Origin of the sequence: Arthrobacter sp. UYP6 (assembly GCF_040547315.1) — a bacterium.
Classification (GTDB): domain Bacteria; phylum Actinomycetota; class Actinomycetes; order Actinomycetales; family Micrococcaceae; genus Arthrobacter_B.
Window position 1 is genome coordinate 224139 of the sequence record NZ_JBEPPM010000004.1, and the last position, 21952, is coordinate 246090.

18 protein-coding genes are annotated in these 21952 nt (G+C 65.1%); 6 read left to right on the forward strand and 12 right to left on the reverse strand.

The features are described 5' to 3' along the window. Positions 1-52: 52 nt before the first annotated feature. The 10 genes from ABIB35_RS05370 to hisI form a co-directional block, all read right to left on the reverse strand. Positions 53-1510: a glutamate synthase subunit beta gene (locus ABIB35_RS05370; protein WP_354179517.1), complete on the reverse strand. Its 1458-nt coding sequence runs from the start codon at positions 1508-1510 to the stop codon at positions 53-55. Next, on the reverse strand, positions 1503-6092 hold the full coding sequence (gltB, locus tag ABIB35_RS05375; RefSeq protein ID WP_354179518.1) for a glutamate synthase large subunit: 4590 nt from the start codon (positions 6090-6092) through the stop codon (positions 1503-1505). The genes ABIB35_RS05370 and gltB overlap by 8 nt, the downstream gene beginning before the upstream one ends. A 191-nt stretch (positions 6093-6283) precedes the next feature. Continuing rightward, on the reverse strand, positions 6284-7324 hold the full coding sequence (gene lgt, locus ABIB35_RS05380) for a prolipoprotein diacylglyceryl transferase (protein ID WP_354179520.1): 1041 nt from the start codon (positions 7322-7324) through the stop codon (positions 6284-6286). Continuing rightward, on the reverse strand, positions 7324-8157 hold the full coding sequence (gene trpA / locus ABIB35_RS05385; protein ID WP_354179522.1) for a tryptophan synthase subunit alpha: 834 nt from the start codon (positions 8155-8157) through the stop codon (positions 7324-7326). Before trpA ends, lgt begins: the two co-directional genes overlap by 1 nt. Continuing rightward, positions 8154-9569: a tryptophan synthase subunit beta gene (gene trpB, locus ABIB35_RS05390; protein WP_354179524.1), complete on the reverse strand. Its 1416-nt coding sequence runs from the start codon at positions 9567-9569 to the stop codon at positions 8154-8156. Before trpB ends, trpA begins: the two co-directional genes overlap by 4 nt. Positions 9570-9647: 78 nt before the next feature. After that, a complete protein-coding gene (trpC, locus tag ABIB35_RS05395; protein WP_354179525.1) occupies positions 9648-10481 on the reverse strand; it encodes an indole-3-glycerol phosphate synthase TrpC in 834 nt (277 codons plus the stop codon). Then, complete coding sequence (locus tag ABIB35_RS05400) at positions 10482-10775, reverse strand: HGxxPAAW family protein (RefSeq protein ID WP_354179527.1); 294 nt, start codon at positions 10773-10775, stop codon at positions 10482-10484. It lies immediately after the preceding gene. 117 nt (positions 10776-10892) lie between these two features. Beyond that, complete coding sequence (locus tag ABIB35_RS05405) at positions 10893-11594, reverse strand: Trp biosynthesis-associated membrane protein (RefSeq protein WP_354179528.1); 702 nt, start codon at positions 11592-11594, stop codon at positions 10893-10895. Next, positions 11591-13210 (reverse strand): anthranilate synthase component I, encoded by a 1620-nt coding sequence (locus ABIB35_RS05410; RefSeq protein ID WP_354179530.1) that lies wholly within the window; start codon positions 13208-13210, stop codon positions 11591-11593. Before ABIB35_RS05410 ends, ABIB35_RS05405 begins: the two co-directional genes overlap by 4 nt. A gap of 19 nt (positions 13211-13229) precedes the next feature. Continuing rightward, positions 13230-13631 (reverse strand): phosphoribosyl-AMP cyclohydrolase, encoded by a 402-nt coding sequence (gene hisI, locus ABIB35_RS05415; protein WP_354179532.1) that lies wholly within the window; start codon positions 13629-13631, stop codon positions 13230-13232. Positions 13632-13821: 190 nt separating this feature from the next. Here hisI and ABIB35_RS05420 point away from each other — a divergent pair, with 190 nt between their 5' ends. Then, positions 13822-14556 (forward strand): SDR family oxidoreductase, encoded by a 735-nt coding sequence (locus tag ABIB35_RS05420; protein WP_354179534.1) that lies wholly within the window; start codon positions 13822-13824, stop codon positions 14554-14556. An 89-nt stretch (positions 14557-14645) separates the two neighbouring features. Further along, positions 14646-15290 carry a TIGR03085 family metal-binding protein gene (locus ABIB35_RS05425; RefSeq protein WP_354179536.1) on the forward strand — a complete coding sequence of 215 codons (645 nt, stop codon included), beginning with the start codon at positions 14646-14648 and terminating at the stop codon, positions 15288-15290. 83 nt (positions 15291-15373) lie between these two features. Here ABIB35_RS05425 and ABIB35_RS05430 read toward each other — a convergent pair whose 3' ends face one another. Continuing rightward, positions 15374-16396, reverse strand: coding sequence for a DUF808 domain-containing protein (locus tag ABIB35_RS05430; RefSeq protein WP_354179538.1), 1023 nt, complete (start codon positions 16394-16396; stop codon positions 15374-15376). Between the two features lie 227 nt (positions 16397-16623). On the opposite strand from ABIB35_RS05430, the gene ABIB35_RS05435 reads away from it, so the two are divergent. Further along, positions 16624-17961 carry an APC family permease gene (locus ABIB35_RS05435; protein ID WP_354179540.1) on the forward strand — a complete coding sequence of 446 codons (1338 nt, stop codon included), beginning with the start codon at positions 16624-16626 and terminating at the stop codon, positions 17959-17961. A gap of 114 nt (positions 17962-18075) precedes the next feature. Here ABIB35_RS05435 and ABIB35_RS05440 read toward each other — a convergent pair whose 3' ends face one another. Continuing rightward, the gene (locus ABIB35_RS05440; RefSeq protein WP_354179542.1) at positions 18076-19116 is read right to left on the reverse strand and encodes an NAD(P)-dependent alcohol dehydrogenase; all 1041 of its coding nucleotides are present in this window, start codon (positions 19114-19116) and stop codon (positions 18076-18078) included. 153 nt (positions 19117-19269) lie between these two features. Here ABIB35_RS05440 and ABIB35_RS05445 point away from each other — a divergent pair, with 153 nt between their 5' ends. The 3 genes from ABIB35_RS05445 to ABIB35_RS05455 all read left to right on the forward strand — a co-directional run bounded on the left by ABIB35_RS05445 (position 19270) and on the right by ABIB35_RS05455 (position 21886). Beyond that, positions 19270-20268, forward strand: a complete 999-nt coding sequence (locus tag ABIB35_RS05445) for an endonuclease/exonuclease/phosphatase family protein (protein ID WP_354179544.1) — start codon at positions 19270-19272, stop codon at positions 20266-20268. Between the two features lie 86 nt (positions 20269-20354). Then, positions 20355-21041, forward strand: a complete 687-nt coding sequence (locus tag ABIB35_RS05450; RefSeq protein ID WP_354179546.1) for a response regulator transcription factor — start codon at positions 20355-20357, stop codon at positions 21039-21041. Continuing rightward, positions 21038-21886, forward strand: coding sequence for a HAMP domain-containing protein (locus tag ABIB35_RS05455; RefSeq protein WP_354179547.1), 849 nt, complete (start codon positions 21038-21040; stop codon positions 21884-21886). Before ABIB35_RS05450 ends, ABIB35_RS05455 begins: the two co-directional genes overlap by 4 nt. Positions 21887-21952: the final 66 nt, after the last annotated feature.

Sequence of the window (21952 nt, forward strand, 5' to 3'; positions counted from 1 at the left end):
CAGAGGCAGGCGCCGCACACTGCCGGCGCCTGCCTGTTGTCCACTGTGGCAGTTACAGGACCGAAATCGCCCGGTCGCTCGGAGCCACCGGCGCCGGCAGCCGGGTGGAGCCGGTGAGCCACTGATCCACGGCGGCAGCGCATGCACGGCCCTCCGCAATTGCCCACACAATCAGGGACTGTCCGCGGCCGGCGTCGCCCGCGGCAAACACACCCGGCGTGTTCGTCATGTAATAGCCGTCACGCGACACATTCGAGCGCTCATCAAACTCTGTATGCACCTGCTCGGCCAACCCCGCAGGTTCCGGACCGGTGAATCCCAGGGAGAGGAACACCAGGTCAGCGGGAATAATCCGATCGGTGCCCGCCTTGGGCACGCGCCGGCCGTCCACAAACTCGGTTTCGGCAATCTTCACGCCGGTGAGTTGTCCGTTTTCGCCCACAAACTCCACGGTGGAGGCCAGGTAGGTCCGTTGCCCGCCTTCCTCGTGGGCACTGGCGGTTTCGAACAGCGTTGGGTAGGTGGGCCACGGCTGGTGCGCGGCACGCTCGGCCGGCGGCTGCTGGCCGATGGCCAGGGTGGTCACTGATGCGGCCTGCTGGCGGTGTGCGGTGCCCAGGCAGTCCGCGCCGGTGTCGCCGCCGCCGAGGATCACCACATGCTTGCCCTCGGCGCTGATCTGGTTCCGCACCCGCTCCCCCGCCACCGCACGGTTGGCCTGCACCAGGTATTCCATGGCAAAGTGCACGCCGGCCAGTTCGCGGCCCGGAATGGGCAGGTCCCGGGGAACGGTGGCCCCGGTGGCGACGACGACGGCGTCGTACCGGCGGCGCAGCTGTTCCCAGCTGATGTCCCGGCCCACTTCGACGCCGGTGCGGAACCGGGTGCCTTCGGCGCGCATCTGGTCCAGGCGCCGGTCAATCTGCAGCTTTTCCATCTTGAAGTCCGGGATGCCGTAGCGCAGCAGCCCGCCAATCTTGTCGTCCCGTTCGTACACGGCAACGGTGTGCCCGGCGCGGGTCAGCTGCTGGGCCACGGCCAGCCCGGCGGGTCCGGAGCCGACGACGGCGATGGTTTTGTCCGTGAGCCGCTCGGGGGCGTGCGGGGTCACCCAGTTTTCGTCGAAGGCCTGGTCGATGATGGAGACCTCGACCTGCTTAATGGTCACGGCCGGCTGGTTGATGCCCAGCACGCAGGAGGATTCGCACGGTGCCGGGCAGAGCCGCCCGGTAAACTCCGGAAAGTTGTTCGTGGCATGCAGCCGTTCAATGGCTTCGCGCCCTTTGCCCCGGTACATCAGGTCATTCCACTCCGGAATGAGGTTGCCCAGCGGGCACCCCTGGTGGCAGAACGGAATGCCGCAGTCCATGCAGCGTCCTGCCTGGGCCTTCAGGACGCCCTTTTCCTGCGCTTCGTAGACCTCTTTCCAATCCATAATGCGCACGGGTACGGGCCGGCGCGGCTGGGTCTGGCGTTCGCGTACTTTCAAGAATCCGCGTGGGTCAGCCACCGGTTACCTCCAAAATTCGGGTCCATGCTTCGGCGCCGTCGGGGTCAAGGCCCGCTTCGACGGCGGAGGCGCGGGCGTCCAGTACGGCTGCGAAGTCACGCGGCAGCACCTTGGTCATGCGGCCGGCGGTGTTGGAAAAGTCCTCCAGCAGGGACGCTGCCAGCGCCGATTCGGTTTCTTCGACGTGTCGGATCATCAGGGCCCGGACAATGTCCGCGTCTTCGGCGTCCAGGGACTCCAGGCGGAGCTCGCCCTTGTCCAGGGCATCCTTGTTGATCCGCTCAGGCCGCAGGTCCAGCAGATAGGCTGTTCCGCCGGACATGCCGGCGCCGAAGTTGCGTCCCGTGGGGCCCAGGATCAGGGCCTGTCCCCCGGTCATGTATTCGCAGCCGTGGTCGCCGATTCCTTCGACCACCGCGGTGGCTCCGGAGTTGCGGACCAGGAAGCGTTCGCCCACCTGGCCGCGCAGGAACATTTCGCCGCTGGTGGCGCCGTAACCGATCACGTTGCCGGCAATGACGTTGCGGGCGGCGTCAAAAACGTTGGCGCGGTCCGGGCGGACAATAATCCGTCCGCCGGAGAGGCCCTTGCCCACGTAGTCGTTAGAGTCTCCCAGCAGGCGCAGCGTGATGCCGGCCGGCAGGAACGCGCCGAGCGACTGTCCGGCCTGCCCGGTGAGGGTCACATCGATGGTGTCGGTGGCCAGGGTGTCGATGCCGAACGTCTTGGTGACGGTGTGCCCGAGCATGGTGCCCACCGAGCGGTCGGTGTTGACCACGTCCAGCGTGATGCGTACCGGGCTGCGGTTGGCCAGGGCGTCCGCGCTCATTTCGATCAGTTTGTTGTCGAAGTGCGAGTCCAGGTCATGGTTCTGCGGAACCATGTTGCGCATCGGCGTTCCGGGCTCGACGACGTCGGCGCCGCGCAGGATTGGCTCCAGGTCCAGCCCGTCCGCCTTCCAGTGGTCAACCGCCGCCTTGGTGTCCAGCAGTTCGGTGTGGCCAATGGCTTCTTCGAGCGACCTGAAGCCAAGTTCGGCGAGGATTTCCCGTACTTCCTCGGCCAGGAACTCGAAGAAATTCACCACGAATTCGGGCTTTCCGGAGAATCGTGCCCGCAGTTCGGGATTCTGCGTCGCCACGCCCACCGGACAGGTGTCCAGGTGGCAGACGCGCATCATGACGCAGCCGGAGACCACCAGCGGAGCGGTCGCGAAGCCAAACTCCTCACCGCCCAGCAGCGCGGCAATCACCACGTCGCGGCCGGTCTTGAGCTGGCCGTCCACCTGCACCACCACACGGTCGCGCAGGCCGTTGAGCATCAGGGTCTGCTGGGTTTCGGCGAGGCCGAGTTCCCAGGGAGCCCCGGCGTGCTTGAGTGAGTTCAGCGGCGAGGCGCCGGTGCCGCCGTCGTGTCCGGAGACGAGGACGACGTCGGCCTTGGCCTTGGTCACGCCCGCCGCCACGGTGCCGATCCCGGCTTCCGAGACGAGCTTGACGTGGACCCGGGCGCTCGGGTTGGAGCGCTTGAGGTCGTAGATCAGCTGGGCGAGGTCCTCGATGGAGTAAATATCGTGGTGCGGCGGCGGGGAAATAAGGCCGACGCCGGGCGTGGAGTGCCGGGTGCGGGCCACCCACGGATAGACCTTCTGCGCCATCAGCTGGCCGCCTTCGCCGGGCTTGGCGCCCTGGGCCATCTTGATCTGGATGTCCTCGGCGTTGGTGAGGTACAGGCTGGTGACGCCGAAGCGGCCCGAGGCCACCTGCTTTATGGCGGAGCGGCGCTCCGGATCCAGCAACCGTTCGGGGTCTTCGCCGCCCTCGCCGGTGTTGGATTTGGCGCCGAGCCGGTTCATGGCTATGGCAAGGGTCTCGTGGGCTTCCTGCGAGATGGAGCCGTAGCTCATGGCGCCGGTGGAGAAGCGCTTGACGATGCCGGAGACGGGTTCCACTTCCGCCAGCGGAATTCCGGGCCGCTCCCCCGCCCGGAATTCCAGCAGACCGCGCAGGGTCATGAGGTTCTTGGCCTGGTCATCCACGCCGCTGGTGTACGCCTTGAAGATGTCATAGCGGCGTTCGCGGGTGGCGTGCTGAAGCCGGAACACGGTCTCCGGGTTGAACAGATGCGGCGGGCCTTCGCGGCGCCACTGGTATTCACCGCCGTTGTCCAGCGGACGGTGCGGATCCTCGATTTCGTCATCGGGGTAGGCGCTGGTGTGCCGGGCGGCCGCTTCGGCGGCGATCACGTCCAGGCCGACGCCGCCGAGCTGGGTCTGGGTGCCGTGGAAGAATTCGTCCACGAGTTCCTGGCCCAGGCCCAGGGCCTCGAACGTCTGCGCGCCGCAGTAAGAGGCCACGGTGGAGATGCCCATTTTGGACATAATCTTCAGCACGCCTTTGCCCAGGCCCTTTATCAGGTTGGCCACGGCCTCTTCCCGGCTGACCCCGGTGATGTCGCCGTTGCGGACCAGTTCCTCGCAGCTTTCCATCGCCAGGTACGGGTTCACGGCGGAAGCACCGTAGCCCATGAGCACTGCCACGTGATGGACTTCGCGGACATCCCCGGCTTCGATCAGCAGCGAGATCTTGGTGCGGTTGGCGCTCTTGAGCAGGTGGTGATGGACGGCGGAGAGCAGCAGCAGTGACGGGATGGGCGCCCACTGGGCGCTGGAGTCACGGTCCGAGAGCACGATGTACTCGATGCCGCGGTTGACGGCGCCGGAGACCTTCTCGCAGATTTCCGAGATCCGGGCACGCAGTTCGGCCTCGCCGCCCTGCGGCCGGTAGAGGCCGCGGACCTTCAGTGAAATCCGCTCGCCGTCGGCGTTGGTCAGTTTGGCGATCTTCGCCAGCTGGTCATTGTTGATCACCGGGAAGTTCAGCGCCACCTGGTGGGTGCGGACCTGGCCGGCGGCCAGCAGGTTGCCCACCGGTCCAATGGAGGCACGCATGGAGGTGACCAGTTCTTCGCGGATGGAATCCAGCGGCGGATTGGTGACCTGGGCGAAGGACTGGACAAAGTAGTCAAAGAGCAGCCGCGGGCGCTGCGAAAGCACGGCGATGGGCGTATCCGAGCCCATGGCACCCAGGGGTTCGGCGCCGGTGCGGGCCATCGGACCCAGCAGGATGCGCAGTTCTTCCTGTGTGTAGCCGAAGGTGCGCTGGCGCCGGTTGATGGAGGCCTTGGTGTGCAGCACGTGTTCGCGCTCCGGGAGGTCTTCCAGGGACACCTGGTTTTCCTTCACCCACTGAGCCCACGGATTCGCGGCGGCCATTTCCGCCTTGATTTCCGCGTCCTCGATCAGGCGGCCGGCCCCGGTGTCCACCAGGAACATCTTGCCCGGGGAGACCCGGCCCTTGCGGACCACCTTCGCCGGATCAATGTCCACCACACCCACCTCGGAGGCGAGCACCACCAGACCGTCCTCGGTCACCCAGTAGCGGGCCGGGCGCAGGCCGTTGCGGTCCAGGACCGCCCCCACCTGGTTGCCGTCGGTGAAGGACACCGCAGCGGGACCGTCCCACGGCTCCATGAGGGTGGAGTGGTACTGGTAAAAAGCGCGGCGGGCAGGATCCATGGTGGCGTGGTTTTCCCACGCCTCGGGGATCATCATCATGATGGCGTGCGTGATCGGCCGGCCGGAGAGCATCAGCAGCTCGGCCACTTCATCGAAGGACGCCGAGTCGGAGGCGCCGGGGGTGCAGATGGGGAACAGCTCTTCCGGGGTCTCCCCCAGCAGCGGGTTCTTCAGCTGCGACTGCCGGGCACGCATCCAGTTGCGGTTGCCCTTGACCGTGTTGATTTCGCCGTTGTGCGCAATGGTGCGGAACGGCTGGGCCAGCGGCCAGGACGGGAAGGTGTTGGTGGAGAACCGGGAATGGACAATGCCCAGCTTGGTCTTGAACCGCGGATCGGAGAGGTCCGGATAAAACGGTTCCAGCTGCGCGGTGGTGAGCATGCCCTTGTAGACCATGGTCTTGGAGGACAGTGAGGGGAAGTAGACGCCAAACTTGTTCTGCGACCTTTTGCGCACGCGGAAGGCGCGGGCATCCAAGTCGGAGGCATCGCCGTCGGCCGGTGCCAGAAACACCTGGACGAAGTGCGGCATGCAGGCCCGGGACATGGCGCCCACGAGGTCCGCCACCACCGGCACCTCGCGCCAGCCCAGGACGGTCAGGCCTTCGGATTCAGCCATCGCTTCCACGCCGGCGCGGGCGGTGTCCTGCTCCCGGCCCTCGGCGGGCAGGAAAGCGGTGCCGACAGCGTAGGTGCCGGCGGCGGGCAGGTCAAAGGCGGTGACGGCGCGGAAGAACTCGTCGGGTACCTGGGTGAGCAGCCCGGCACCGTCGCCGGTGCCTTCGTCGGCGCCTACGGCGCCGCGGTGTTCAAGGTTGCGCAGGGCGGTCAGGGCGGCGTCAACGATGTCGTGCCCGGGCTCTCCGCGCAGGGTGGCGATGACGGCCAGCCCGCAGGCGTCTTTTTCATTCTCGGCGCGGTACAGCCCGGAGTCCGCCGGAAAGTTGGCGAAGCGGGTGAACGGCGAAAGCGCTGGTGTGCCGCCGGGCGGAAACGGTTCAGTCATGAGAGGTATGTCCTTCCCCCTGATTGAGCGGTGGGAGGGGACAACGCTGGCCCCACGGCGGAAGGTGAGAAACTCTCCGCAGTGATTCGATCATTCACGGAAAGGGGATGCGGGGTTGTTCCCCTGCTCCCTCCCGGGCGACCACGTCTACGTGGCATGAGCACCCGCCGGGAGGGTAATCCGGGCCGGTGCTACTTGGCAGTACCCGGTGTCCCGGGCTTCTGAGAATCAGTGTCCTCGTTTTTTGTCTCTGCGAGATTAGCACGCGTCTGCGGCGTTGACGGGCCCGATCCGGAATCCCGTGATTCCGTTTCCGTGTTGTTATCTGCGTCACCTGCGGCGGCCTCGGTCGCCGGTTCCCTGCCGGGCAGGTACAGGGAGCCGTTTTGCCCTTTTCCTGCGCGGATTGTTAGGAAAATGAACATGCCAACAGAGAACAGGAAGATCAGGATGCTGGTCCAAACATTCAGCCGTTGTGTGACGCTGAAGAGCGTAATCATTTCAGCGTCGTCGATGCGTAGGAGCTCGATCCAGAGCCGTCCCAGGGTGTAATAGGCAGCGTAGATCCAGAACAGGCGGCCGCCGCGCAGCCGGAACCGTTTGTCCAGGGCCAGCAGCAGCGCCACGCCGGCCAGGCACCACAGCGACTCGTAGAGGAAGGTCGGGTGGAACAGGGTGCCCGGGGCGGTTCCGTCCGGGAAGTTGGGGTTGTTCGCGTCAATTTCCAATCCCCACGGCACGTCAGTGGGGGCGCCGAAGAGCTCCTGGTTAAACCAGTTGCCCCAGCGGCCCACGGCCTGCGCCAGCAGCAGCCCCGGGACACCCACATCGGCGAAGGTGGAAAGCTTCACGCCGGCCCGCCGGCAACCGATCCAGGCACCGACCGCACCGAGTGCCACGGCACCCCAGATGCCCAGCCCGCCGCGCCAGATCTGCGGGATCAGGGACAGGTCCCCGTCCGCGCCAAAATAGGCGGCCGGAGAGGAAATGACGTGGTAAAGCCGGCCCCCGATGATGCCGAAGGGAATGGCCCAGATGGCAATGTCCCAGACGGCCTCATCCGGCAGCCCGCGGCGCTTCCAGCGCACGGACGTCATCCACAGGGCCAGGATGATGCCGGCCAGAATGCACAGGGCATAGGCGTGGATGGTCAGCGGCCCCAGCGAGAAGCTGCTGAAGTCCGCGGGCGGGCTGGGAATGCTGGCCGGAGCCGTCACGGACATCAGGTTCATTAGTTGCTCTTTCGGGTTCCGGTGCTCAGTTCACGGGTCAGGTCCGCCACAGCGGGGACGCCGCCGTCACGCAGTGCAGCCACCAGCGCAGTGCCCACAATCACGCCGTCGGCATACGCACCGATTTCCCGGACGTGGCCGGAGTTGGAGACGCCAAGGCCCACGCAAACGCGCTGCGCGCCGGCCGCACGGGCGGCGGACACCACGTCCTTGGCGGCAGTACTCACCGAGGTGCGCGCGCCCGTGACGCCCATAATGGACACCGCGTAGACAAAGCCGCGGCTGGCCGCGACCGTGCTCTTCATGCGTTCGGGGGTGGAGGACGGTGCCACCAGGAAGACCCGGTCCAATCCGTATGTGTCCGAGGCAGCCATCCACTCCGACGCCTCATCGGGGACAAGGTCAGGGGTGATCAGCCCGGCTCCCCCGGCTTCAGCGAGGCGGCGGGAGAATTCGTCCACCCCCATGCGCACCACGGGATTCCAGTACGTCATCACCAGCACGGCGGCGTCAGTGGCCGCAGTAATGCCGGCGACGACGTCGAACACCTGGGCCACGCGGAAGCCGTTCACCAGCGCCTCCGTGGTGGCCGCCTGGATCACGTGTCCGTCCATCACCGGGTCCGAGTACGGGATGCCCACCTCAATCAGGTCCGCACCGTTGCGGGCCAGTGCAATGCCGGCGTCGATGGTTTCCTGCACGCTGGGGTACCCCGCCGGCAGGTAGCCAATCAGCGCGGCGCGGCCGTCAGCGGCGGCGCGGTCAATGGCCGCTGCAGACTTGCTGGCGGCGGAGGTGCCGGCTCCGGATGTGTTCTCTACTGCGGTGCTCACAGCTGTTCCCCCTCTTTGCCGATTTCTGCTTCGGCTGATGTGTCATCGAGCAGGTTGAACCATTCCGCGGCTGTTGCCACGTCTTTGTCTCCGCGGCCGGAGAGGTTCACCAGCACGATCTTCTCTGATGCATCAGCCCCGTTGTCGGCGGCTCCAGCGGCGAGCCGCTGGCCTACCTTCATGGCTCCGGCCAGCGCGTGCGCGGACTCGATCGCAGGAATGATGCCTTCGGTGCGGCAGAGCAGCTGGAAGGCCTCCATCGCTTCACTGTCGGTGATGGGTTCGTAGGAGACCCGGCCGATGTCGGAGAGGTAGGAGTGCTCCGGGCCCACGCCCGGGTAGTCCAGGCCGGCGGAGATGGAGTGGGATTCCACGGTCTGGCCGTCTTCGTCCTGCATCAGGTAGGAGCGGGCACCGTGCAGCACTCCGGGCCGGCCCAGGGTGATGGTGGCGGCGTGGCGGCCGGTTTCGACGCCGTCGCCGCCGGCCTCGAAGCCGTAAATCTTGACCTCCGGGTCATCCAGGAAGCCGTGGAAAATGCCGATGGCGTTGGAGCCGCCCCCGATGCACGCGCACACGGCGTCCGGCAGCCGGCCAGCCGTCTCCAGCATCTGGGCCCGGGCCTCTTCGCCAATGACTTCATGGAAGTAGCGGACCATGGCCGGGAACGGATGCGCTCCGGCGGCGGTGCCCAGCAGGTAATGGGTGTTGTCCACGTTGGCGACCCAGTCGCGCAGCGCTTCGTTGATGGCGTCCTTCAGGGTGGCCGACCCGTGGCTCACCGGGATCACGGTTGCACCGAGCAGCTCCATCCGGGCAACGTTCAGGGCCTGCCGGCGGCAGTCCTCGGCTCCCATATAGACCACGCACTCCAGCCCCAGCAGGGCGGCGGCGGTGGCGCTGGCCACGCCGTGCTGGCCCGCTCCGGTTTCGGCGATGATGCGGGTCTTGCCCATGCGCTTGGCCAGCAGTGCCTGGCCCAGAACGTTGTTGATCTTGTGGGATCCGGTGTGGTTCAGGTCTTCGCGTTTCAGGAAGATCCGCACCCCGCCGGCGTGCCGGGCGAACCGCTTGGCCTCAGTGAGCAGCGACGGACGCCCGGAGTAGTTCTTGTTCAGGTCAGCAATCTGGGCGCGGAACTCCGGATCGGCTTTGGCCTTGTTAAAGGTGTCTTCCAGCTCGTCCAGCGCCGCAACCAGGGATTCAGGCATCCAGCGTCCGCCGTACTCACCGAAGTAGGGTCCGGCGGCGTGACGCAGCGAACCGTGAACATTGAGGAACGCCTCGGCCACCTCCTCCGTGACGGTTCCGGCTGCAGCGCGCTGCGCATCGTCCGCAGGTGCGGTCTCGGTGGAAGAGGCTGGTGACGCGGCGGACTGTGCTGCGCCTGTCGTATCCGGGTTCCCGGTCATGGGGCTGGTTCCTGTCCTGCTTTGGTCCGGGCGGCGGGCCGTCCGGACAGGGAATTATTGCTCTGTATCGGCCTGCCGTCAGCCTTTGCCGTGCGGACTGCGGGCCGCGATGGCGTCGCGGCCGGTGCGGGTGAACTCGGCGATGGTGGCCGCCGGATCGTTGTGCCGCACCAGGGCTTCGCCCACCAGGACGGCGTTGGCACCGTCAGCGGCGTACTGCTCAACGTCGGCGGCGTCCCGGACGCCCGATTCTGCGATCACGAGTGCAGCGGCGGGGATGCTGCCGGCCAGCGGCGCGAAGACCGAACGGTTCACGTCCAGGGTTTTCAGGTTGCGGACGTTCACGCCGATGATTCGGGCTCCGACGGCGACGGCGCGTTCAACTTCCTGCGCCGTGTGTGTTTCCACCAGGGCGTTCATGCCCAGCTCATGGGTGAGCGCCAGAAAGTCCTTCAACCGGGCGTCGTCCAGTGCCGCCGCGATCAGCAGCACCAGGTCTGCGCCGTGGGCGCGGGCTTCCCAGATCTGGTATTCGTCAACAGTGAAGTCCTTGCGCAGCAGCGGGATCCGGACCGCGGCCCGGACTGCATCGAAGTCAGCCAGGGAACCGCCGAAGCGGCGCTGTTCGGTGAGTACGCTGATGACCGCGGCACCGCCGGTCTCGTAGCTGGCGGCCAGCGAGGCGGGATCAGCGATCTCCGCCAGGGCGCCCTTGGAGGGGCTGCTGCGCTTGACCTCGGCAATAACGCGCAGTTCCTTCCGGGGAATATCGTTCCCGCCCAGTGCTGCAAAGGCGTCCAGAGCAGGAGCGGCCGCACGGGCACGCTCCCGCATCTGCTCCAGCGGAACCGATCGCCGGCGGGTCTCGAGGTCCTCGGAGACGCCGGCGATGATGTCGTCCAGGACGCTCATTTAGTGTCCGTTATTGGAGAGCTTCGAGCCGCCCACGCCGTAGCCGGCCTTCTTCATGACGAAGCCGACCAGCAGGCCCACGACAATGACGCCCAGGCCGATGCAGAACCACAGGACGCTGGCGATGATGAAGCCGACGCTGGACACAGCGGCGCCGGCGATCATGATCAGGACGCAGGTCCAGGCTGCGGGCGTGTTGCCGTGCCCGATGGTCTCATCGTGGATGCTGGCGTGACGCTCGGCTTCATTTTCCGGCTTGGTGTCAACGGTGCTGCGGGTGGCATTTGAGCTCATGGTAAATCTCCTCTAGACGAATCAGTTTCCATTCTGCCATTGACTGGCGGAAACTCTCTCACATATTGCGGGGCTTCGGCGGGCCCGGCGCCGTGCCGGGGTCCCAGAAACAAAAAATCAGCGGTAGTTGGTCGGGTCATCCCCGCGCGTCAGCCGGTCCCAGCTGTCAATCTCATCGACAGGTTCGGGCCCTGCGGAAGCGGACGACGTCGTCGTTCCCTCCCCCACGGTGGTTCCGCCGGCTTCTGGAGCAGCGCCGCCTTCGAAAGCAGCTCCGCCTTCCACAGCCGCACCTTCTGCTTTCTCCGCCGGGGCGGGTGCCGGTGCGTAGCGGCGCGAGGACTTCCAGCTGCGGCTGGCCACTGCCAGCCAGATGCCGGTGAGGGCAATCAGGATTCCGCACACCAAGGCCGCCCACGGCATGGCGGTCAGGGTAATCACCGTGTCTGTTGCTCCGCTGACACCAATGGCCTGGCCCACGGCGCCGGCGGCGCCCTGAACTGGATCGCTGATCACGGTCCAGCTGGCGGCGGTGACGCCGGCTCCGGAGATCAGCAGGATAGCGCTGACGATCCAGCGGGCCACCGGTCCGGCAATGGAGGCTGCCAGCCCGGCCGTAATGGCAACGATGGCGAACGCGGTGACGGCCGTCGCGGCGTCGGAACCCGAGACCGCCAGATCGGGAGTCTGGACGGCGGTGCGGGGCAGCTGAACGTTCAGCCAGGTGCGCGTGGTGGTGGCAAAGGCTGCGATGCCGAACAGCACCGCCGCCATGATGACGGTTCCCTTGCGCTGCCACCGGTTGGTGGGTGTGCTCACTGCGGTACTTCCTGCTCTGGAGATTGGGGGGTGACGAAAGAAGATTGCGAGACGGCGGTACCGGGAGGACCTGTTTCCACCACTGTTTCCAGGGCCTTGGCGATCAGGGCTGCACGCAGCGGCGCTGCCGCTTTGTTGACCGTTTCCTGCGCTTCGGCTTCCAGATCCGAGTCCGCAACAATGCCGCCGCCGGCCTGGACAAAGGCTTTGCCGTCGCGCAGCAGTGCGGACCGGATGGCGATGGCCATGTCCATGTCCCCCGCGAAGTCCAGGTAGCCCACCACGCCGCCGTAGATGCCGCGGCGGTGCGGTTCCAGCTCGTCCAAAAGCCGCAGGGCACGCGGTTTGGGGGCGCCGGACAGGGTGCCGGCCGGGAAGGTTGCGGCAAGGACATCATAGGCAGTGCGCTGCGGCGCCAGTTCGCCCACCACGGTGGAGACCAGGTGCATGATGTGGCTGAACCGCTCCACTTCCATGAACTGGGTGACGTCAACGCTGCCGGGAAGGCACACCTTGGAGAGGTCGTTGCGGGCCAGATCCACCAGCATCAGGTGTTCGGCGCGTTCCTTTTCATCGGCCAGCAGCTCATCGGCCAGGGCCCGGTCCAGCTCCGTTGTCCTGCCGCGCGGGCGGGAACCGGCAATGGGGTGGGTGATGACTTCGCTGCCGGTGACCGTTACCAGCGCTTCAGGCGAGGACCCAACGACGGCGAAGGGGTTGCCGCGGGAGTCTTCGAAGTTGAACAGGTACATGTACGGGCTGGGATTGGTGGTGCGCAGCACCCGATACACATCCAGCGGGTCCGATTCGCACTCCATTTCGAAGCGCCGGGAGATGACCACCTGAAACACTTCACCGTCCACAATGGCTTCCTTGCCCCGCTGGACCGCCCTGGTGTACTCGGGTTTGGGCCAGGATTCCTTCACTCCCGCAGTGAGGGTGGAGGTGTCCACCGTGCCGCCGCTCAACACGGAGACCGGCTGCGGGGTGGGTTCGGCCAGACGCTGCAGCATCGAGTTCACGCGGGCGACCGCGTTGTGCCAGGCCTCGTCCACCCGTTCGTCGGAGCCGTCCATGTTGATGGCGTTGGCCACCAGCATCACGGTGCCGTTGGAGGTGTCGTGGATGGCCATGTCCGAGACCAGGTTCATGGCCAGCTCCGGCAGATCCAGGTCATCCACGGGAGGATGGGGCAGCTTCTCCCAGTGCCGCACGGTTTCCCAGCCCACAAAACCCACCAGGCCGGAGGTGAACGGCGGCACGCCGTCCAGCCGTTCGGTCTGCAGCAGTTCGATGGTGCGGGCCACGGCCTCCACGGGGTTTCCGTCCAGCGGCACCCCGGCCGGCGGTTCGCCCAGCCAGTGGGTCTCGCCGTCGTGCGTGGTCAATGTGGCGCGGGAGGAGGCACCAATGAAGGAGTACCGGGACCAGACGCCGCCGGCGGCCGCGGATTCCATCAGGAAGGTCCCGGGCGCACCCGCGGTGAGCTTGCGGTAAATGCCGATGGGCGTGTGCGCATCGGCCAGCACGCTCAGGTGCACCGGAACCACGCGGTGTTCAGCGGCCAGCGCCCGGAATTCCTCGAGGCCGGGGCGGATAACTCCTAAATCCTGCATGTGTGTGTTTCTTTCCGGGTCAGCTGGTGGCGTCGGTCGCGGCCAGAACGGGGAGTTCCCGGCCGTCAAAGCAGGTGTGCGTTCCGGTGTGGCACGCGGCTCCTACTTGGTCCACGCGGACCAGCAGGGCATCGCCGTCGCAGTCCAGGGCCACCGATTTGACCCACTGCACGTGCCCGGATGTATCGCCCTTGCGCCAGTATTCCTGCCGTGAGCGGGACCAGAAGGTCACCCGGCCCGTAGTCAGGGTGCGGTGCAGCGCTTCGTCATCCATCCAGCCGAGCATCAGCACCTCGCCGGTGTTGTACTGCTGGACGACGGCGGCCACCAGGCCCGCGGCATCGCGCTTCAGGGCGGCGCTGATCGCGGGGTCCAGGCCGGGTGCCTGCGGGAATTCGGACGGAGAATTTAGAGGAGACATCGTATTGATTCTAGTGGCTTTGGCTGCCGCGCATTCGCTGCTCCCGTTGCCCGCAGTTCACGGCGCCCAACCGGCGCGCTTTAAGGCCGGAGTCAGGACCGGAACTTATCAGCCGCGAGGGGTGGAGCTACGGTGGAAGGAACGCCACCCGCACCGGGACAAGAAGCTCAACCCGGAAAGGACACCTGCCATGACTCCTCAGGCACCCACTGGACGCGTCGCCGTGATCACCGGAGCTTCTTCGGGCATCGGGGCTGCGACCGCACGGGCACTGAGTGCCGCCGGATATCGTCTGGCGCTGCTTGCCCGGCGGATCGACCGCCTTGAGGCGCTGGCCGCCGAACTCGGTGACGGCGTCGTTCCCCTTCAAGCGGACGTCACCCGTCGGCCCGATGTGGCGGCAGCTGCCCAACGCGTGAAAAACGAACTCGGCGGCGCCGACGTCCTGGTCAACAATGCCGGGGTCATGCTGCTTGGCGATTTCGGTCCGGACCGGGACAGTGACTACCCGAAGATGGTGAATGTGAATCTGCTGGGCGCCATCACTGCCACTGAAGTGTTCCTGGACCAACTGCGCGACGGCGGCGGGGACCTCGTCAACGTATCCTCCGTTGCCGGACGCACGGCGCGGCCCGGAGACGCCGTCTACGCCGCCACTAAGTGGGGCCTGATCGGCTTCTCGGAATGCCTGCGCCAGGAACTGCTGCCGGACGTCAGAGTGACAGTGATTGAGCCGGGTTTTGTGGCTACCGACCTGCCCACCCACATCACCGATCCGAAGGCACGCCAAGCTGCTGAAGAACTGTATTCGCACGTGACGCTCACCCCGGAAGACATAGCCGCCGTGATCGAATTCACCCTGGCACAGCCTCGCCGGATAGCGATCAACGAGGTGGTTGTCAGGTCCAGCAACCAGCAGCACTAATCTCCTCCCGGGGCCAGTATGGACGGGAGCGCTCACCTTGGGCCTGTCACCGGCGCCAAACGGCGCTTAACGTGCTAGTTTCAGCAGTGATGCGATTTGTAGAACCCTCCCGTGAAGTCCTGGCCGAAACGTTGCTTGCGGCCGGCCCTCAAGCACCCACTTTGTGCGAGGGGTGGCTGACTAAAGATTTGGCCGCCCATCTGTACCTGCGGGAGCACAAGCCCGCCGCCGCGCTGGGGTTTTTCTTGAAGCCCTTCGCCGCGAAGACGGAGAAGGCCATGGAGGAAACCGCCTCAAAGGCATCCACCGAGGAGGGGTACTCCAAGCTTGTCCGGTCCTTCCGTGCCGGGCCGCCGCGCCTGTCCCCCATGCATTTGAAGGCCGTGGACAACAGCGCCAACCTCACCGAATACTTCATCCACACCGAAGACGTCCGCCGGGCCGGTGACCGCTGGGCACCTCGCGCGCTGGACGCCGAATATTCGGACGCGTTGTGGGCTGACCTGATCAAGCGTGCGGCGCTGCTGTACCGCGGCGTGGACCTGGGCATTGTCCTGGTTCGTCCGGACGGCCCGCGTCACGTGGCCAAACGTGCTCCGGTGTCCGTGGCCATCGTTGGCGAGCCGGGTGAGCTGCTGATGCATGCCCACGGCCGCACCAAGCAGGCGCTCGTGATGTTTGAGGGCCAGCCGGACGCCGTCGCGCTGCTGGAAAGCGCCGATATCGGAATTTAGCGCCCCCTTGCTTTTGTCCTCCTGGAGGTCGGCAGCAAGCCCTCACCTCCCGCAGCCCTGTCGCCGCGGGAGGGTAAACCGTCCTAGCCGATGTGATCCGCGTCCGACGTTTCCGGGCGGTGATCCGGGGCCGCTGCGCGGCCCTCGCCGGCGTCGTCCCGGTCATTCTTCTTGCCAAACGGCAGCACCTTCATGAGGGGGTGCAGGACGGCCATGACCACCAGGCCCCAGGCCATGCCCAGAACTGCGGAGCAGAGTGTGTTCACGAGCCAGGCCAGGACACCGCCCACAACCGCAATGCCTGCTACCGGGTGCTCCAGCGCATGGACCAGGTCATACGGCGCGTGCCAGCCCAGGTCGTACGCGCCGACCAGCATTATGTGGCCGCCCACCCAGAGCATGGCGATGGTTCCCACGAGGGTGATGGCAGCCAGTACGGCAGGCATTCCCTTAACCAGCATTTCGCCAAACCGCTTGGCGCCGGCTGAATCCTTGGCGGTGAGATGCAGGCCGATGTCGTCCATTTTCACGATCAGCCCAACGGCTCCGTAGACGAGCACGGTGATCGCGATGGCCACAATGACCAGGATCATTGCCCGGACCCAGATGGACTCAGCCGCCACCTCGTTCATCGAGATAACCATGATTTCGCAGGACAGGATGAAGTCGGTGGTAATGGCACCCTTGACTACTTTGGACTCCGCTCCGGGGCCCCGATCGACCGCCGGCGCCTCTTTGGTCTCATGGTGGCCAAAGAACTTGTGCCAAACCTTCTCGGCGCCCTCATAACAGAGGTACGTGCCGCCCAGCATGAGGATGAAGGGAATGATACCGGGAAGGAAGGCACTGATCAGCAGCAGGGCGGGCAGGATGATGAGCAGCTTGTTCCGGAGCGAGCCCCAGAAGATCTTCTTGATCATGGGCAGTTCGCGGGACGGGTCGGCGCCGGACACATACTGCGGGGTCACGGCGGCATCGTCAATAACGACGCCGGCGGCCTTGGCTCCTGCTTTTGCGGCTCCGGCGGCGATGTCGTCCACCGACGCGGCAGCTATGCGTGCCAGGGCGGCGACGTCGTCCAGCAGGGCAACGAGTCCCCCGCTCACAGAGCCCCTCCGTGCTGGTGCGGGACGGGCAGCTGTTCATAGATGGCGCCATCGAGGCGCAGAATTGGCATGGTGCAATTATAGGCGGGATGGGAAGGCCCCTTAGTACAAGAACCAAGCCGTTGAGTGAGTTTTACAGCGAGCTGATTCAAACTTTCCCTGCAATGACCCGGCCCCAAATAGCGCAAGTAGTTGCGTTGGGATGACAAACGGATTCCAATAGTCCAGTGAGCAAGGATCCCGGGACGACCACATCAAAAACTCAAACCGGACTGAAGCGGGCAATCGGTGCGCCGCTGCTGTTCGCGTTTATCGTAGGCGACACCCTCGGTGCCGGCATCTACACCCTCGTGGGTACCATGGCCGCCGATGTCGGTGGCGCTATTTGGATACCCCTGCTGATCGCCTTGGTCGTCGCGCTGCTGACTGCCGCGACATACGCCGAACTGATCACCAAGTATCCGCACGCTGGAGGAGCCGCGCGCTACGTCGACCGGGCCTTTGGTTTCCCTTATCTGTCATTCCTCGTCGGCTTCCTGATGATGGCGTCTGGAATCACTACAGCCGCCGCCCTCGCGAACGCCTTCGCGGGCGATTACCTCACAGCGCTCATCGACGTGCCGGCCGCCCCCGCAGCGGTCGTGTTCATCATCTTGCTGACCTTGATCAACCTTCGAGGTGTCCGGGAGTCCCTCACCGCGAACCTCGTCGCCTCAATCATCGAGGTAACCGGTCTTGTCATCGTTATCGTCGTCGCCGCCATTGTCCTCACCTCCGGCAACGGGGAACCATCCCGGCTCCTTGAATTCGCACCAGACGTCCCGCCCCTCCAAGGAGCCTTCGCCGCCTCGATTGTCGCCTTTTTCTCTTTTCTGGGCTTCGAGGCGGCAGCGAACATGGCCGAGGAAGTACGAAACCCCTCCAAGGCCTATCCTCGGGCACTATTCGGCGCCATCGGCACCGCTGGGGTCGTCTATCTCCTCATCGCTCTCGGCGCGGTCATCGTCCTGCCCCCGGCTGACCTGGCCGAATCCACCGGACCTCTGCTCGCCGTTGTTTCCGCCAGCGGTGTGGGGATCCCGCCCGGACTCTTCAGCATCATCGCCCTGATCGCCATTGCCAACGGAGCACTTCTGTTCATGGTCATGGCCAGTCGTGTTGGCTACGGATTAGCAGAAGCAGAGCTGCTCCCCCGTGCCTTCAGCCGCGTGCTGCCAGGCCGCCGCACCCCCTGGGTCTCCATCGTCGTCGTTGCCGCATTGACGATCGTCCTTGCCCTCACCGGAAACGTGGCCACGCTGGCCGAAACCACCGTGCTGCTCCTACTCCTGGTTTTCCTTTCTGCCAACGTCAGCGTCCTTGTCCTCAAGAAAGACAAAGTAGCCCACGGCCACTTCACAGCCCCTCGGATCGTGCCGGTCCTGGCGATCATTGCGAGCATCGCACTCCTTACACAACAAACCGGGACCATCTGGCTCAGCGCCGCCGCCTACATAGTGGTTGGATCCGTGTTGTTCCTCGCTGCCCGGGCCGGTCGCAAACACCAGGAACGCGTGAGCACTTAGCTAACCTGCAGTACGCCCGCTGCCGGCATTGGTAGACAAGGCGAAGGCCTGACCTCCCAGATACAAAAGGCACCCCGCCAAATCGGCGGGGTGCCTTTGCTGCCGGCTAATGCGTTAGATGGTTGCCGCATCAATGACGAAGCGGTACCGGACGTCGGACTTCAGCACGCGCTCGTAAGCGGTGTTGATCTCTGCGGCGTCGATCAGCTCAACCTCCGGGGCAATGTTGTGCTCGGCGCAGAAGTCCAGCATCTCCTGGGTTTCGCCGATGCTGCCGATGCCCGAGGAAGCGAACGAACGGCGGTTGCGCATGAGGCTGAACACGGAGATCGGCAGCGGCTCGGGCGGGGCCCCAACGTTCACGATGGTTCCGTCCAGGCGGAGCAGCGAGAGGTACTGCTGCATATCCACCGGCGCGCTGACCGTGTTGATGATCAGGTCGAAGGTGTTGGCCAGCTTGTCAAAGGTGCCCGCGTCGCTCGTCGCGTAGTAGTGCTCGGCACCGAAACGCAGACCATCGTCCTGCTTGTTCAGCGACTGGGACAGCACGGTCACCTCGGCGCCCATGGCCGCGGCAATCTTGACGCCCATGTGGCCGAGCCCGCCCATGCCGACCACGGCGACCTTCTTGCCCGGGCCCGCATTCCAGTGTGCCAGGGGCGAGTAGGTGGTGATGCCGGCGCACAGCAGCGGGGCGGCTGCCTCATAGGGAATGCTCTTGGGCACGCTCAGGACGAAGTCCTCAACCACCACGATGGACGTGGAGTACCCGCCCTGGGTGATGCTGCCGTCGCGGTCCACACTGGTGTAGGTTCCGGTGTTGCCCTTGAGGCAGTAGTTCTCCATACCGGCCAGGCAGTTCTCACACTCGCGGCAGGAGTTGACCATGCAGCCCACCCCAACGCGGTCGCCGACTTTGTGGCGGGTAACCTCGGCGCCAACCTCGGCGACGGTGCCCACGATTTCGTGGCCCACCACCTGCGGGTACTTGATGGGACCCCATTCGCCGCGGACGGTGTGGATATCGGAGTGGCAGACACCGGCGTAGGCAATGTCGATCAGGACGTCGCGGGCGCCGACGTCGCGACGCTCGATGGTGGTAGCTACCAGATCGTCAGTGGGCGAAGTGGCGGCATAAGCGCGTGCGGTAGACATATTTCTCCATGATGTGGGGGAACAGTGCCGGAGGGCACATAAAGCACAAGTCTGCTCCAGCGTTATTTATTTCGTAGTGGAATCTCCTCCGTAGAGTTGCAGGAACTTCAAGGGCCTCATGTTCACCTCACAGTTACCGGTCACAGTGGGCTGATGACATCTGATCAGCCGCGCACGCTCGACGACGGCACAAAACCCCTGCCTTCCTCACCAGGCCGCATCCCGCTGCGATGCGCACTTCCCGTTCCGGCAAAACGCCGGGGGCGTGTGGTGGGATGCGCCGCCGTGCTGCTGTCCCTGATCCTGCTCGGCCACAGCCATATCCCGGCTGGGCTGGGGCTGCGGCTTGCCATCGACAGCGCACTGCCCTGGTGGGGGCTGGCTATTCCGGTGTTGCTGCTGATCGCTGTCGCCCTCCGCGCGAAAACCGCGGCGGCCCTGGTCCTGTCCTCGGCAGTGTCCTGGCTCGCAGTCTTCGGGACCGACATAGCTCCCTCGGCGACCGCAGTCCCTCCACCCGGCAACGTGGTAACGGTTGCGACGCAGAATTTTTCCGCAACCAACCCGGATCCTGACACAACGCTGCGCCAACTGGCGCAGGTCTCCCCTGACATCCTTGCCCTGGAAGAAGTCGTTACCCCCATCAACCCCGCCGAACTAACGCAGTGGCCCTACCAGGTGAGCGTGGGCACCGTAATGCTCTTGAGCAAATACCCGGTTATTGACGCCGAACCGCTTACGCTCGGTCTCGGCTGGAAACGAGCCCTCCATGCCACCGTCGACACCGACTCCGAGGCCGAGCCCATCAGCATCTACGTGATGCACGCTGATTCCGCCCGCCTCACCGACCATGCCAACCGCGACACCATGATCGAGAACCTCTGCGCGGCTGTCGCCGACGACGACGCGTCCCGAATCATTGCGCTTGGAGACTTTAATGCCTCCACCTATGACTCGACCATGTCCGGATTGAAATCCCTTCTTTCCGAACCGGCGCCAACCGCCGGAGGTTTTGGCTTCACCTGGCCCCGGGAGTTCCCGCTCATCCGGCTTGACCACATCCTTACCCGGGGATTCCCGAACACCTCACTGCAAGTGCAGAACACCACCGGAAGCGACCATCTCGCCGTACTCGGAACCCTCGGCCGGTGATGAGCCCTGTTCCCGAGCGGGACGAAGGCCGGGCTATCGGTCAAAGATCTGCTGACCGAATCCATAGACTCTGGGAGGATGAGCCCATGCCTGCCCCGCGCTTCCGCGTCCTTGTTGTAGATGATGATCCCAACATTGTGCTGGGAATCCGCACTGCCCTGGAGGCCGACGGTTACGACGTCTTCACAGCGGCGGACGGATTGTCGGCGCTGGGCGCCGTCACGGATTATGATCCCCACCTCGTGATTCTTGACCTGGGCCTGCCGCATCTTGACGGGCTGGCTGTCTGCCGCGCCATGCGGGCATCCGGAGATATGACGCCTGTCCTGCTGCTGACGGCCCGTGCAGCTGTCCGGGACCGCGTTTACGGTCTGGACGCAGGGGCTGATGACTATCTGGGGAAGCCGTTCGACCTTGAGGAACTCCTCGCGCGCATACGGGCCCTGCTGCGGCGCACGGAGAACGTGGCGCCCCAGCTGCTGACGTGGAACGGACTTTCGCTTGATCCCGTCAATCGCACGCTCCGCGGTGACAGGGCACCGCTTCAGCTGACACGCATCGAGACCAAACTACTCTCCAGGCTGTTCACTGACCCCCGGAGGATACACAGCAGGGCCAGCCTGGCTGCAGCGGTGTGGGGCGAAGATGCGGCGCCCTCCTCAAACGCCTTGGAGGTATATATCAGCCAGATTCGCCGCAAATTATCCGACGCTGGATGTGTTGGTGCCCTGCGCAACGAAAGGGGGGTGGGCTACCACCTGATCATCACATGAAGGTGCGCGGCTCCGGCGGCCACCGCATCCAGCCTTCCCTGAGGCGCCGGCTGGCCGTCATCATCACGGCGACGGTGGCAGCCGTCATTCTGCTGGTGGCCGGGGTTACGTATCTTGTGGTCCTGAATCAGCTTTCGAGCAACCAGGACGCGGCACTGCTGCGTGAAGCCACCCGGATCCAACGCCTCGTCCAAGCGCAGGCGAACTATGTCGCTTCAGGTTCGGACACCTGCACTTTCGCAGCCGAACCTGCCTGTAGCCGCATCATCACGGCCGCCGAACCGGTGGAAGACTCCGGGGATGCCCTGCGGCTGACCCAGGCAGCGCATGATGTTGCCGCCGGTAACAGCGGAACCACGTATTACACCGCCGACGGGTCAGCCGGTTCGGTGCGTGTCGTCGTGGTCCCGGCCGGGACAGACCGCGCCATCATTGTCGGTGTGCCTACTCTGTTGACCGACCGCGCCGTCGACCGCGTGGGGACAGTCCTTCTGGTCACCAGTTCAGCCGGCATTCTGCTTGCCGGCATCGTCGGCTTTGTGACGGCAACTGTTGGGTTACGGCCGGTACGTTCGCTGGCAGCGGTCATTGAGCGCGTAAGCCATACCCGCGATCCCAACGAGCGGGTAGATGTGAACAGGCACGATGAGCTGGGCCGGCTCGCCGACTCGTTCAATACGATGCTGCAGGAGCTCTCCCTTGCGCGCACCGCGCAGCAGCAGCTGGTGGCCGATGCATCGCATGAGCTTCGAACGCCCCTCACGACCATTCGAACCAACTTTTCGCTGCTGCAACGTGAGCAGGGTGATTGGGTCCCCGTTAGCAGTCCAATGCTTATGCGATAGCTAATTGGTTTTCGTGCGTCCAGGTTTCCCAGTACCGCTTCGGCGTCATACCGCCCAGGGATCCGT